Here is a 13,768-nt window from a genome sequence, read left to right on the forward strand (position 1 = left end):
GCGAATCACGACACCGGCGAAGCGGAACGGCGTCCCATCAGCTCGATGCGGATCATCAGGGCAATAAAAATGTAGAACATACTGCCGATGTTGTTGGTCTCGATCAGGTCGTTGAGCAACAGGTGAAACAGAATGGAGACAAAGCCCAGGATACACCCCATCAGGGCCGCCTTCAGGTTGGGCGAGGTCAGTTGATGGTAGACACGTGTGGTGCGTAGCAACACCACGATGCACAGCGCCGAGAAAAACGTGAAGCCGACAATGCCCTGTTCGCACAGCAGCATCAGAAAGTAGTTGTGCGTGGTAGAATGCTCCGGATTATCGCTCACGTAGGTACGAAACCGGTTGACGACAAATCGCTTGTAATCCGGGTAAAAGGTGTTGGGTCCGAAGCCCAGAATGGGACGTTCCTGAAACATCCGTACCCCCGCTACCCACCGGTACACCCGCTCCATACCCGAAACATCCTCTAGCGAATAAGTTGCCTCCAGGTGTTTGGCAAGGTCGCCCTGGTGGAAAATGGTGCGTTCGTACTCTGGAGCGTAATCCAGGTAACGGTTGCTGCTGATCATAAACCCAAGGCCCGCGATGGTGGCAAACGTCAGTCCCACCATGGCAAGTTGCGTTAGGCGCCAGCGCACCACCCAGTAAAACAGCGCCATCGTTACAACGGCCAGCCAGCTTGCCCGGGTGTAGGAAAGAATAATGGTCAACAAAAACAGCAGGACCCCCGCGCCGATCAACCGGCGCTGCCACGAGCCTTTAGGGTACCACGTTCTGGCGAAGAACGTCACCGGAATGAACAGAGCCAGAAAGGTCGACCAGATAACGTGGTTGTAAAAAAGGGGGCGGGCAATGAGGTTTGCCGCCTCAAAACTGAACTTTTCCAGGGCGTGTTTCACCACAATCCAGCCCGCCCACAAAAACAGTGGAACGAACAAAAGCCAGAACCACTGGCGGATGTCGCGGAAGTTGCGAATGAAGTAGCCTGTGGCAAAGACGCCCGCCGCGATGTACCAGAGCTTGGCCAGGTAATACTTGATGGACAGGAACGTATCGACCGAAAAGGCCAGGTTAAGGGGCAGAATGGCCAGGTAGAACAGCAGCAGCACAACGTACGGGTGGCGAATAAAAGCTGAGTCGTAGTCGCGGTACAGCAGAAACGACGCGATGACCACGCCCATCAGCACCACCATCAGGGGCTCGACGGGCGCATCGGTCGTAAAGCTGCCGATCTCCAGTTGGATGGAACAGACAATGGTGACCAGATACGTCAGGTAGATTAGCCGCGTGTCGAACAGGACGAACGCCACGCTCAGCAGCGCCACGGGCAGTAGGGCAAAGGCTGGTTGTTCGAACCGAAGCGCCACGCCCAGAGAACCGAGGGTCAACAGCCCAAACGTGTAGAACAGCAAGAGCTGGACAGGGGGCGAAACGCTTCCCTGCGGGACCGGTCTACCGATTTTTAGCATGTTCGGGTCGCCGGAGGGCGGCAATCTCGTTCTGGTAATAGTGGATGACCAAAATTGCCATGACGGAAAAAAGAAACGCGGCGAACGTGATCCCGATGACCAGCAGCGAACGCAGCGGGCGGTGTTTTTTGTCGGCAGGCACCGCGTTTTCGATCACGTACACCGTAGAGAGGCGCTTGGTCTGATCGGCAAACGCTTTGGCCTGTTGGTACCGGATGCGCAGATATGTCATCTGCTCCGAGGTAGTGAAAAGTGCCTCGCTGAGCTGGCGAATCTGATCCGACCCTTCGGCGTAGGACTGGAGGTTGCCGAGCAGCGGATGTGGCTGAGATGCCTGTTGCAGCTTGGCCTCGTAACCTTCGATGCGGGCGCGGGTGTTGATCACGATGGTATCGCGCGGAGAGTACGATTTTTGATAAACCTTCAGTCGGGCACGCTCGTCTTCCAGGCGCAGGTACGTACGCGTGAGCTCGGAGGTCAGAATGGCGCCCTGGCTGCTTTCCGAAGTGGCCTCGTCATAAAAAATGCCGTACGTTTTCCGAACCTGGGCTACTTCCTTTTGCAGGCTGTCGATCAGGCTCTGGCGGATGGCCATGCTTTCCTTCAGCGTATTGACAATGTCGGACTCTTTCTGGTACAGTGCTTTGCGGTAAAACGCGTTGATGTTGTCGACCACAGCATTGGCCATGCGGGCGGCCAGCTCCCGGTCGGTATCCTCGACCGTCACGGCTACGGCGTCGCGCTCGGTGGTTTCAATCGCCAGGTGCTTGCTCAGGCGCTGAAAGGCACGGAAACGCTTCAGCGGATCGTCCGCATTGATTTTGTAGTGCTGGTAGAGGTCGAACTGCTGAATGAGAGAATCGAACATCTCAGCCGAGGTGCCGATGGCCATAGTGCGGTCCAGGTCGCGCGAATCACCGAAAATGTATTCCGGATCTTCCGACGCAAGCGAGCGCGGATCAAGCGACTGGGCCGAATAAGGAATGAACGACGCCCGCGAACGGTAATAGTTGGGCAGCAGAAGCACGTACGCGAGGCTACCCAAGGCAGCTAGTCCGGTGATGATGATCAGGTGCTTTCTCCAGCGCTTCAGGAGGTGCACCAGTTCAATAAGATTAGAACTTTGAGCTGGCATTGATCTAAGTTAATCGTGCAAAGCTACTCATTTTCGAACGTAACCAGGATTCTCTCTCTATTTTTGGCGCCTAAAGTTGCTCGCTCGTTATCAAGCGCTTACTTCAAAATATCGGAATCGTTGTTCTGCTGAACCTGCTGATTAAACCGGCCTGGATTTTTACCGAGCAGGAAATTCAGAATCAGGTGGGGCACGAGGCCTTTGGTCTGTACGCGGCCCTGTACTCGCTCGGGCTGATGCTGCTGAGCTTTTCGGACCTGGGCCTGACGCAGCACATCACCAAGTCGCTGGCGCACGACGAGCATACTGTGCAAGCCATATTCGACCAGGGCTTTACGCTAAAGGCCATCCTGACGGTACTGTATCCACTGCTGGTCGTGGGCATTGGCGTAGCGCTTGGGTACGGGCCGGATGCCCTGGGCTGGCTACTATTGCTCACGGTGGCGCAGGGATTTATCCAACTGCTGAACTTTCTGCGGGCCTACCTGCAGGCACGCCAGCAGTTTAACGTCGATGCCGTTGCTTCTATTGCAGACCGTATGGCGCTGTTGGTCGTGGTAAGTGGGTTTCTGTTCGTGCAGGCTATTACCCTCGAACGTTTCATCTACATTCGGCTGGTATCGGCGGTGTTGGCCTTTGCGGTGTTTTTCGCCATTATCGGACGGATGCAGGGCCGGGCCGGCGCACGGCGGCTGCGTTTTCGGTGGAATACAGAAGCCGCGCGTACGATGCTACGCCACAGCCTGCCGTTTGCGATTTACACCCTGTTGCTCACGATCAACACCCGCACCGATCAGGTAATGCTCGAACGCCTGGCGGGCGATGCGCAAGCGGGCCTGTACGCGGGGGCGTTCCGGTGGGTCGATGCCAGCATGATGTTTCTGTGGACGGTCATGCCGATCTTTTTCGCCAAGTACGTGTACCATCGCCACGAACCCGACGAGCAGCAGCACCTGTTTACGGCGGGGCACGTTATCGGAGCCTTGCCCATGTGGTTCGTCTTTCTGTTTTCCCTCTTTCACGGCGAGCTCTTCTTTGTGTTGTTCGACCAGAGCAGCGCGGCCGAAATCGACCTGATGACCTCTTGCCTGCAAGTGCTGCTGAGCACCGCCATGCTGCAGGGTGTGTTTGCCAATTACAGTACGCTGCTGGCGGCGACGGGCTACGAGCGGCACGTCAGCTGGCTATTTCTGGTAGGGGTCGTGATCAACGTCGTGCTCAACTTCCTGTTCATTCCCCGCTACGGCGCCCTCGCGGCGGCCTGGGCATCGGTTGTAAGTCTGGTGGCGATCTGCCTGGGGTACATGTGGCTGGTTCACCGGTATCTGCCCCAGCGGCCGCCTTACGGAGTGCTGGGCAAACTGACGTTGAGTGGGGGCGTAAGTTACGGCGTGTTCTGGCTGACAGAGTCGCTGACCGCCTGGCCCTGGTTTCTGACCAGCACGCTGGCCGGCGTCGCCTTGCTGGGAAGTGCCTGGGGACTGGGACTCTTTCGGCGTCTGGATACGGTGGTCCGTAGTTCGTAACCGTTCTTTACCTTTGGCCCGAACATCTGCGGCTAGCTCTTGAAAATCGCGGTCAATACCCGTTTTTTATTGAAAGACCAACTGGAAGGCATTGGTCGATTTACGTACGAAACGTTACGGCGGATGGTGGCCGATCATCCGGAGCACGATTTTGTATTTCTATTCGATCGTCCGTTCGATCCCGCCTATCTGATGGCCCCGAACGTTACCGCGCGGGTCGTCTATCCGCCCGCCCGCCATCCGGTGCTGTTCTGGTGGTGGTTTGAGCAGAGTGTGCCGCGTGTGTTGCAACAGGAACAGGCCGACGTTTTTCTCTCGACCGACAATTTCCTGTCGTTGCAGACCTCCGTTCCGACCGTGCTGGTGGTGCACGACCTGGCCTTCGAACATTATCCTCAGGACATGGGGCGTCTCGTTCGGAAGTATTACCATTACTTTATGCCCCGCTACGCACACAAGGCGCAGCGCATTGCTGCGGTGTCGGGCTACACGAAGGACGATCTTGTGCGGCAGTACGGCGTGGCACCGGAAAAAATCGACGTGGTGTATAACGGCGTGAACGAAGAATTCAGTCCGTTGCCGGAGTCCGAGCAAGGGCGCGTGCGGGCGCAGTTCAGCGAGGGGAAGCCCTACTTTCTGTTTGTCGGGGCCATTCACCCCCGCAAAAACCTGATCAATCTGCTGCGCGCCTACGACTTGTTCCGTCAGCGAACCGATCGCCCCGTTCGGTTGTTAATCGCCGGACGCAAAGGCTGGCACACCGACGAAATTTTTCAGACGTGGCAAAGCCTCGCTTTTCAGGAAGACGTCGTCTTTCTGGGACGAGTGGCACAGACAGACCTGCCCCGGCTCTACGGCGCGGCCGAAGCACTGGCGTACGTGCCTTACTTCGAAGGCTTTGGCATTCCGGTGATCGAAGCCCAGCAATGCGGCTGCCCGGTGGTTACTTCGGACGTTTCGTCGCTGCCCGAAGTCGCGGGCGAGGCGGCGCTGTTGGTCGATCCGTTTCAGCCCGAGGCCATTGCCGCGGCGCTGACGCGGCTGGCACAGGAGCCCGCACTGGCCGCTCAGTTACGGCGCGCGGGCCTGGCCAACGTGCGCCGTTTCAGTTGGAACCAGTCGGCGCAACAGCTCTGGGCCACGCTTTGCCGAACCAGTGGATTGAACGAACGCTAAATTGTTGAGGGATGTATCTGCATAAGACCCACAGCCTTGTTAAATACATGTTCCCGTCGTTTACCTGGCACATGCCTACCCAACAGACGGAACTGTTTCTGACCTTTGACGATGGGCCGATTCCGGGCGTCACCGATTTTGTGTTGGAACAGCTCGATCAACACGATGCGAAAGGCACCTTTTTCTGCGTGGGCGACAACGTGCGCAAATATCCGGACGAGTTCCGGCGTGTGCTGCAAAAGGGGCATGCCGTAGGCAACCATACTTTCCATCACCTGAACGGCTGGCGCACCGACGACGAGCACTACCTGGACAACATCCGACGGTGCGACGAGGTGATGCAGGCCGTCGGTGGCGACGATTTTGAGCACCGTCCGCTCGGTCGACGGCTGTTCCGCCCACCGTACGGACGCGTGACGCGCGACCAGATCCGGATGGTCCGTCCGCAGTATCGCGTCATCATGTGGGATGTCCTCACGGCCGACTACGACGCCAGTCTGGGGCAGGAGCGTTGTTTGCAGAAGGCTTTGCAGTACAGCCGCCCCGGCTCGATCGTGATTTTTCACGACAGCCACAAGGCCGAAAAAAACCTGCGTTACGTGCTGCCCCGGTTGCTCGATCACTTCTCGGAAAAAGGTTTTCAGTTCAAAACCCTGTAAGTGGTAAGCCTGGCTCTGCTCGTGTTACTCGGAAGCGCCGGCACGCTGCTTTGGCTCTGGCGTGCCTTACCCGCCGTAGATCCGCCTCCCCCCAATCTGTCCGCAGAAGTGCCCCATGTGTCGGTGCTGGTGGCCGCACGGAACGAAGCCCCGAACATAGCCGCTTGCCTGGATGCCCTGCTGGCCCTAGAGTATCCGCCCGATCGCCTGGAAATCTGGATTGGCGATGATGCGTCGGAAGATGCCACCGCCGCCGTGGTGCAGGCGTATGCCAATCGGGTGCCGCGGGTACACCTGGTGTCGATCACCGACAGGGTAGGGCAGGCGCAGGGCAAGGCCAACGTGCTGGCGCAACTGGCGCGGCGGGCCAACGGAACGCTGCTGGCCATCACCGATGCCGACATTCGTGTGCCCCGCCAGTGGTTACACGCGCTGGTGCCCGCCTGCGACGTGCAAACCGGGTTGGTTTCCGGCGTTACGGAGGTGACGGGCGACACCCTGTTCAGCCGGTTGCAGGGACTCGACTGGCTGCTGGCGCTGGAGGTGTTGCGCGTGCTGGACGTGCATCGACAACCTCAGACCGCCATCGGCAACAACATGATCATCCGGAAAGACGTGTACGAAGCTACCGGCGGCTACGAAGCTATTCCTTTTTCCATTACTGAAGATCTGGCGCTATTTCGCGTGGTGCGCAACCTAGGCTATATCACCCGGGTGCTCTTTCAGCCGGAAGTGCTCGCGGCGTCGGCACCGATGCCGACATTGGCGGCGTGGCTGCGGCAACGGCGGCGCTGGATGCGCGGCGGCCTGACCTTGCCTGTGGCGCTGCAAGCAGGCCTGTTGGTGCAGCTGCTGACCTACCCGGCCGTCCTGTTGGCATTTGTCGATTATCCTGTACTTTCGTGCCTTCTGCTGGGAGGGCGCTGGGCTGGGGTGTGGCTTTTTGCTCGAAAAGGGTTAAAGCAACTAAAGCGCGTCCATTTTTTAAAGTATTTGCTCCTGTACGAAGGGTATGCGGCGGCGTTGTACGGACTCCTGCTGTTGCGCTCCCTGTTGCCGGGCAAGGTTGATTGGAAAGGAAGATCTTACTGATTTGTTAGTCGATTCACATACGCACCTGTATTCCGAGAAATTCGCGGCCGACCGCGACGAAGTGGTGCAACGCGCGCTGGAAAAGGACGTCACTCGTTTTTATCTGCCCAACATTGATCATACCTCGATTGAGGGAATGCTGGCGTTGGAAGAGCAGTATCCCGAGCACTGTTTTGCCATGATGGGGCTGCACCCCTGCAACGTGGGGGCCGATTTCGAGAAAGAACTCTACGAGGTAGAAGCCTGGTTGAACCGCCGTCCGTTTGTGGCGGTCGGCGAAATCGGGACGGACCTGTACTGGGACGAGACCTACCGGAATCAGCAGGCCGAGGCTTTTCGGATTCAGGTGGAACTGGCCAAAACGCACAACCTGCCCATCGTCATCCACAGCCGCGAGTCGTTTGCCTGGACGGTAGCGTTACTGGAGCCGTTGCAGGACGAGCGGTTGCGGGGCATCTTCCATTGCTTTACCGGCTCGGTCGACGAAGCCCGCCGCGCCATCGACCTCGGATTTATGCTGGGCATCGGCGGAGTCGCTACGTTCAAAAACGGCGGCCTGGAGCCCGTTTTATCAGAAATTGGACTCGAACATTTGGTGTTAGAAACCGACAGCCCGTATCTTGCTCCGGTTCCGCACCGTGGAAAACGGAACGAACCTGCCTTTGTGCCGTTGGTCGCTCAGCGGATTGCCGACCTGAAACAGACCTCGCTGGAAGCGGTTGCAAAGGCCACCACGGAAAATGCGCTCCGACTTTTTGTGCATGCAACGTAATGTATGGCGTACCAGGAAATTAAGATTCAGACCGCCGCGAAAGCGCCGCCCGCAGTACCGGGCACAGGGCTGTCTTCGCCCGGCGCCTACATCCTGGTCATTTACACAGGGGGAACCCTGGGGATGGTGTATGACAAAAACGGACAGCACCTGATTCCCTTCGATTTTGAGCAGATTCAGGAGAAGCTGCCCGAACTGGCGCGCTTTCACATCAACATCACGCTGCTCTCGTTCGATGTGATCATCGATTCGTCGAACATCAAACCCGAGCACTGGATACGCCTGGCGCAGATCATTCGCGATCGCTATACGCACTACGACGGATTTGTCATTCTGCACGGGACCGACACCATGGCCTACAGTGCCTCGGCGCTAAGCTTTCTGCTGGAAGACCTGAACAAGCCGGTCATCTTTACCGGAGCGCAGCTTCCGATCGGCGCTCCGCGCACCGACGCCCGCAGTAACTTTATTTCTGCACTCGAAATCGCTTCGGCCCGCGAGTACGGACGGCCGCTGGTACCCGAGGTTTGCATTTATTTTGGCGACTCCCTGTTGCGGGGCAACCGTGCCCAAAAAGTAGAGAGTACCCATTTCTCGGCCTTCGAATCACCCAATTATCCGGTGTTGGCCGAAGCCGGCGTGAATATAAATTACAATAGATACGCCATCCGGCCGTACGACATCACGGCCTCGCTGCATGCACACGATCAGATGGACTCGAATGTGGCGGTGCTGACGCTCTTTCCGGGCGTGAGCCGTTCCATCATCGAAAATATTTTGACGATTCCGGGCCTGAGGGCGGTAGTTTTACGTACCTACGGTGCGGGAAACGCCCCAACCGACGCCTGGTTCATCAACTGCCTGAGCCAGGCCATCGAGAACGACATCCTTATTTACAACGTGTCGCAATGCAACGGCGGCATGGTGATGCAGGGGCGCTATGAAACCAGCAAAATCTTAGCCCAAATAGGTGTAATTAGTGGAAAAGATATTACAACCGATGCCGCGGTCACAAAACTTATGTATTTATTGGCCAATAATGTAAGTTTGGCAGACGTACGGGCGAACTTAATGCGGCCGATTCGGGGCGAAATGAGCCTTTAAAAAAAAAAGGCAAAATTTGCATGGAGGGTATTTTCTTGATTTATTTGTGGCACTTTTTATTGAAAAAAAGTATAAATACTACATCTTACAGAGAGGTGTCCGAGTGGTTGAAGGAGCTCGCCTGGAAAGCGGGTATACCGCCAAAAGCGGTATCGAGGGTTCGAATCCCTTCCTCTCTGCTAACATTTACCAACTCAGCGTTTATCCATTTAAACAAATAGAAATCAACTAACCATTTCGATGAAAAAACTACTTGCTTTACCGTTGATTGCTGGCATGCTTGCCATTTCTAGCCCGGTCTTCGCTCAGGACACTACAGCTATGGCTGCCGATTCTACTGCGATGGTCGACTCAGCTGCACAAGCCGAAGCTGCTACGCCGATGGCTCCTGCCGACATTGATGGCGAAGAAGATGCTGATGCCATTCCCGAAGAAGCCAGCTTCCACCAAATTCTAAAAGAAAAATTCATCCAGGGGGGCGTACTGTTTATGACTCCCGTATTAATTGTACTGATTCTGGGTCTGGCCATTTCCATCGAGCGTATCATCTCGTTGAACTTGGCAACGACCAACACCAAAAAACTGTTGAACCGCGTTGAAGAAGCGTTGAATACCGGCGGTATCGAAGGTGCCAAAGAGGTGACCCGCAGCACGCGTGGCCCGGTGGCTTCCATCTTTACGCAGGGGCTTCTGCGCGAATCAGAGGGCATCGACATGGTTGAAAAGTCAATCATCTCGTACGGCTCTGTCGAAATGGGTAAACTCGAGCGTGGTCTGGTCTGGATTTCGCTGTTTATCGCCCTGGCGCCTAACCTTGGCTTCTTGGGTACGGTAATCGGGATGATCGAGGCCTTCGACGCCATCGCCGCTGCTGGTGACGTATCGCCTCAGGTTGTAGCGAGTGGTATTCAGGTGGCCCTGTTGACAACCGTTGCTGGTCTGATCGTGGCCATCATCCTGCAAATTTTTTACAACTATTGTGTGTCGAAAATCGATTCGCTGGTTAATGAAATGGAAGATGCTTCAATTTCGCTGGTCGACCTGCTGGTTCGCCACAAAATGCACAGCACTCCTGTATCGACTACTTCACCACGCGTTTAAGTACCACTTCATTAATTAAGACACACAGATGACAGACATAGGTTTATACATTGCCTACATCCTGATAGGCTTGTGTATTGCAGCGGCGCTGATTCTGCCGCTGATCAATTCGCTGAGTGATCCGAAATCCCTCCTGAAAGTAGGTGCAGGTGTTATTGCCCTGGTGGCGGTGTTCTTCATCGGGTATGCGCTTTCCGGCACTGATCTGACCCGACTGGCAACGCAGGTCGTGAGCGATCAGGGGCTTTCGGAAGGTACCATCAAAATGGTGGGTGGTGCCCTGATTACCATGTACATGCTGCTGGCCCTGGCCGTGATCAGCATCGTATTTACCGAGATTGTTGGAATTTTTAAATAGAAGGGTATGCCTAGAAGAAAGAAGGATGATGTAGATATCAATGCCAGTTCAATGGCCGATATCGCGTTCCTGCTGCTTATCTTCTTCCTGGTAACGACCACAATTGCGAGCGACAAAGGGCTGCCGATTCTGCTTCCGCCTAAAAACACGGAGGATGTGCAGATTAAGCTGAACCAACGTAACGTTTACGTAGTCCAGATGAACTCGCGTGATCAACTCCTGGTAGAGGACGAGCCGATGGAACTGAGAAGCCTGAAAGAAGGCGTCAAGCGATTTTTGAGCAACAACGGTGCTGACGAAAAACTCTCCGTGAGTCCGAAAGACGCGGTAGTTTCGATCAAAGCCGACCGCGGTACTTCGTACGAGACGTACTTGCAAGTGTTAGACCAGGTAAAAGCCGGCTATCACGAGCTGCGCGCTCAGGAAGCAGGCATTACCGTACAGGAATACCTGAGCTTGGAGCCCGACAAGAACCCGCGTGACAAGCGCCTGTACGACAAAGCACGGGAAGCGTATCCGATGCAGATTTCAGAAGCTGAACCAAGTCAAGTAGGAGGATAATATGTCGAAGTTCAAGAAAAAGACCAAAACCAGTCAGAAGATCTCCACGGCATCGTTGCCGGATATCGTCTTCATGCTGCTGTTCTTCTTCATGGTGACCACGAAGATGCGTGAACAAGACATCATGGTTGAGCAGCACATCCCGACGGCTACGCAGCTGGAGAAACTGCAAAACAAAAGCTTGGTGAGTTATGTCTACATCGGGAAGCCTACCAAAGCGGCCCTGTATGGCACAGAACCCAAAATTCAGGTGAACGATGTGTTTATCGATCCCCCGCAGATTGGGAACTGGGTAGAAAACGAAAAAAGCCAAATTGCTGAATACGATCGCGACAAGCTGACGATCTCCCTCAAAGTAGACCGCGAGGCCAAGATGGGAATCATCACTGACGTGAAGCAAAAGCTGCGCGAAGTAAACGCCCTGAAAATCAACTACTCGTCGAACCAAGGCGAGATCGGTGGCGAAGACTAAGCAAGCGTCTGAACCGTACAACTTTAAAAGTCTTTCCGGCAATCGGAAAGACTTTTTTTATTTTAGGCCCTTCTATGGAAAAAAATGTTCCTCGCGTCACCCGCGCCTGGTGCGTGTACGACTGGGCCAACTCGGTTTTCTCGCTGGTCATCATTTCGACCGTCTTCCCCATTTACTACGGGGCTCTGACCAAATCGCCCGATGGCACCGACTGGGTCATGTTTCTGGGATGGAAAGCCAAAGCGTCGGCACTGTTTTCGTACACCGTCTCGGCATCATTCCTGCTGACAGCCCTCCTGAGTCCTTTTCTGACGGCCATTGCCGACTACAGCGGCCGGAAAAAGCGTTTCATGCAGGCGTTCTGTTACCTGGGCGCTACCGGTTGCATGGTCCTGTTTTTTTTCACGTCTGCCAACGAGCTCCTGCTGGGGCTGATTGCCTTTCTGCTCGCAGGAGTGGGCTACAACGGCAGTCTGGTGTTCTACAACGCCTATTTGCCCGAGATCGCGACCGAGGACCAATACGACCGCCTGAGCGCCCGGGGCTTTGCGATGGGGTACATCGGCAGCGTTATCCTGTTGGTGGCGAATTTGGTCGTGATTCTGAAGCCCATGTGGTTCGGCATTGCGCCTGACGACACCGTTACCGGGCCGCGCATTTCGTTTCTGACGACCGGACTCTGGTGGATCTTGTTTGCACAGTACACCTTCTACCACCTGCCGAACAATCCCTACCACCGCCGCCCGCAGGGGAGCTGGATATTCAACGGCTTTCGGGAGCTGAAAAACGTATGGCACGCGGCGTTGCCCCGGCGCGTATTGAAACAATTTCTGCTGGCGTTCTTCTTCTACAACATGGGGGTGCAGACGATTATGTACCTGGCGACGTTGTTCGGAGATAAAGAACTGCACCTGGCCGCTGAAGAGTTGATCGTCACCATCTTGCTGTTGCAGATTCTGGCCATTGCAGGGGCATACGGATTTGCCTGGCTCTCCGACCGGATCGGCAATATTGCCACCCTGAGTTGGGCAGTGGTGATTTGGGTAGTGGTGTGTGTGGCCGCGTACTTCATCACGACTGCCTATCAGTTTTACGCACTGGCTTCGGCCGTGGGGCTCATCATGGGGGGGATTCAGGCGCTTTCGCGGGCCACGTATGCCAAGCTGATTCCCGAAAATACCCTCGATCATGCTTCGTGGTTTAGCTTTTACGACGTGGTCGACAAAGTGTCGATTGTGCTGGGTACCTTTTCGTACGGGCTGATCGACCAACTGACCGGGAGCATGCGGAACAGCGCGCTGGTCATCGGTTTGTTTTTTCTGGTCGGTTTGTCGGTCCTGTTGCGCATCCCGCGCTGGAAAAAAACCTATGCCTAAGAGCACTTGCAGCAAGGCCGGAAAACCAGTATGTTTGCATCCTTTCCGGAGCTATAGCTCAGTTGGTTCAGAGCGCTACCTTGACAGGGTAGAGGTCGTTGGTTCGAGCCCAACTAGCTTCACAGACATCCCGCTTTCTTGTCCAGAGAGCGGGATTTTTTTATGGCGTTATTCGAAGCGCATGTGTTTGACCGATTCGCCGGAGTGGGCCAGTTCCTGCAACGCGTCGATGCCGATCTGCAGGTGCTTGGCCGCAAAGCTTCCCGTCACCTTTCGGTCGCTGGCCGAAGTTTTGACGCCTTCCGGCACCATGGGGTTATCAGATACAAGCAGCAGGGCGCCATGCGGAATTTTGTTGATGAATCCCACCGTAAAAATGGTAGCCGTTTCCATGTCGATGCCGATGGCCCGGATGGAGCGGAGGTAATCCTTGAATTTCTCGTCGTGCTCCCAGATGCGGCGGTTGGTCGTGTAGATGGTGCCGGTCCAGTAATCCAATTCGTGCTTCTTGATCATGGACGAAACGGCACGTTGCAGGCGGAACGACGGAAGCGCCGGCACTTCGGGCGGCAGATAGTCATTGCTAGTCCCTTCGCCCCGAATGGCCGCAATGGGCAGAATCATGTCGCCGATGGCCGCTTTCCGAATACCGCCACATTTCCCTAAGAACAGCGCTGCCTTGGGCGATACGGCCGACAACAGATCCATCACGGTGGCGGCCATGGCGCTTCCCATCCCGAAGTTGATGATCGTGATGTCGTTAGATGTCGCCGTCTGCATGGGTTTGTCCCAGCCGTACACGTCGCACGCTTGCTGTTCGGCGAACATCTGCACGTAATTGATGAAATTGGTCAGTAGGATGTACTTTCCGAATTTTTCGAGGGGCATCCCGGTGTAGCGGGGCAGCCAATCGCGCACAATTTCTTCTTTTGTCGTCATACTCCAACTCTTTTCCGGTCAAAAG

14 protein-coding genes and 2 tRNA genes are annotated in these 13,768 nt (G+C 55.5%); 13 read left to right on the top strand and 3 right to left on the bottom strand.

All coding sequences use genetic code 11. The features are described 5' to 3' along the window. Positions 1-5: 5 nt before the first annotated feature. Both BLR44_RS00410 and BLR44_RS00415 read right to left on the bottom strand, forming a co-directional pair. The gene (locus BLR44_RS00410) at positions 6-1,472 is read right to left on the bottom strand and encodes an O-antigen ligase family protein (RefSeq protein ID WP_089677811.1); all 1,467 of its coding nucleotides are present in this window, start codon (positions 1,470-1,472) and stop codon (positions 6-8) included. Next, positions 1,456-2,607 (bottom strand): GumC domain-containing protein, encoded by a 1,152-nt coding sequence (locus BLR44_RS00415; protein WP_089677814.1) that lies wholly within the window; start codon positions 2,605-2,607, stop codon positions 1,456-1,458. The genes BLR44_RS00410 and BLR44_RS00415 overlap by 17 nt, the downstream gene beginning before the upstream one ends. Positions 2,608-2,717: 110 nt before the next feature. Here BLR44_RS00415 and BLR44_RS00420 point away from each other — a divergent pair, with 110 nt between their 5' ends. The 13 genes from BLR44_RS00420 (at position 2,718) to BLR44_RS00480 (ending at position 12,926) form a co-directional block, all read left to right on the top strand. Next, positions 2,718-4,133, top strand: coding sequence for an oligosaccharide flippase family protein (locus tag BLR44_RS00420; RefSeq protein ID WP_262482270.1), 1,416 nt, complete (start codon positions 2,718-2,720; stop codon positions 4,131-4,133). Positions 4,134-4,172: 39 nt separating this feature from the next. Continuing rightward, positions 4,173-5,309, top strand: a complete 1,137-nt coding sequence (locus BLR44_RS00425) for a glycosyltransferase family 4 protein (protein WP_089677818.1) — start codon at positions 4,173-4,175, stop codon at positions 5,307-5,309. Positions 5,310-5,356: 47 nt separating this feature from the next. Next, positions 5,357-5,968 (top strand): polysaccharide deacetylase family protein, encoded by a 612-nt coding sequence (locus tag BLR44_RS00430; protein ID WP_245705932.1) that lies wholly within the window; start codon positions 5,357-5,359, stop codon positions 5,966-5,968. 21 nt (positions 5,969-5,989) lie between these two features. Next, positions 5,990-7,060: a glycosyltransferase gene (locus tag BLR44_RS00435; protein ID WP_176955838.1), complete on the top strand. Its 1,071-nt coding sequence runs from the start codon at positions 5,990-5,992 to the stop codon at positions 7,058-7,060. Position 7,061: 1 nt separating this feature from the next. Continuing rightward, positions 7,062-7,832: a TatD family hydrolase gene (locus BLR44_RS00440; protein WP_245705933.1), complete on the top strand. Its 771-nt coding sequence runs from the start codon at positions 7,062-7,064 to the stop codon at positions 7,830-7,832. Positions 7,833-7,835: 3 nt separating this feature from the next. Continuing rightward, positions 7,836-8,936: an asparaginase gene (locus BLR44_RS00445; protein ID WP_089677824.1), complete on the top strand. Its 1,101-nt coding sequence runs from the start codon at positions 7,836-7,838 to the stop codon at positions 8,934-8,936. Between the two features lie 89 nt (positions 8,937-9,025). Next, a tRNA-Ser gene (locus BLR44_RS00450) sits at positions 9,026-9,115 on the top strand. 61 nt (positions 9,116-9,176) lie between these two features. Next, positions 9,177-10,037 (top strand): MotA/TolQ/ExbB proton channel family protein, encoded by an 861-nt coding sequence (locus BLR44_RS00455; protein WP_089677826.1) that lies wholly within the window; start codon positions 9,177-9,179, stop codon positions 10,035-10,037. A gap of 28 nt (positions 10,038-10,065) precedes the next feature. Beyond that, positions 10,066-10,395, top strand: coding sequence for a hypothetical protein (locus BLR44_RS00460; RefSeq protein ID WP_089677828.1), 330 nt, complete (start codon positions 10,066-10,068; stop codon positions 10,393-10,395). Between the two features lie 6 nt (positions 10,396-10,401). After that, positions 10,402-10,956, top strand: coding sequence for an ExbD/TolR family protein (locus BLR44_RS00465; protein ID WP_089677831.1), 555 nt, complete (start codon positions 10,402-10,404; stop codon positions 10,954-10,956). A 1-nt stretch (position 10,957) separates the two neighbouring features. Then, positions 10,958-11,428 (top strand): ExbD/TolR family protein, encoded by a 471-nt coding sequence (locus BLR44_RS00470; protein WP_089677833.1) that lies wholly within the window; start codon positions 10,958-10,960, stop codon positions 11,426-11,428. A 74-nt stretch (positions 11,429-11,502) separates the two neighbouring features. After that, positions 11,503-12,804 (top strand): MFS transporter, encoded by a 1,302-nt coding sequence (locus BLR44_RS00475; RefSeq protein ID WP_089677835.1) that lies wholly within the window; start codon positions 11,503-11,505, stop codon positions 12,802-12,804. Positions 12,805-12,851: 47 nt separating this feature from the next. Next, positions 12,852-12,926 (top strand) — tRNA-Val (locus tag BLR44_RS00480). A 46-nt stretch (positions 12,927-12,972) separates the two neighbouring features. On the opposite strand, the gene BLR44_RS00485 is transcribed toward BLR44_RS00480, so the two are convergent. Continuing rightward, positions 12,973-13,743: an AMP nucleosidase gene (locus BLR44_RS00485; RefSeq protein ID WP_089677837.1), complete on the bottom strand. Its 771-nt coding sequence runs from the start codon at positions 13,741-13,743 to the stop codon at positions 12,973-12,975. Between the last annotated feature and the right edge of the window lie 25 nt (positions 13,744-13,768).

Source organism: Catalinimonas alkaloidigena, from assembly GCF_900100765.1.
Taxonomy (GTDB): domain Bacteria; phylum Bacteroidota; class Bacteroidia; order Cytophagales; family Flexibacteraceae; genus Mooreia; species Mooreia alkaloidigena.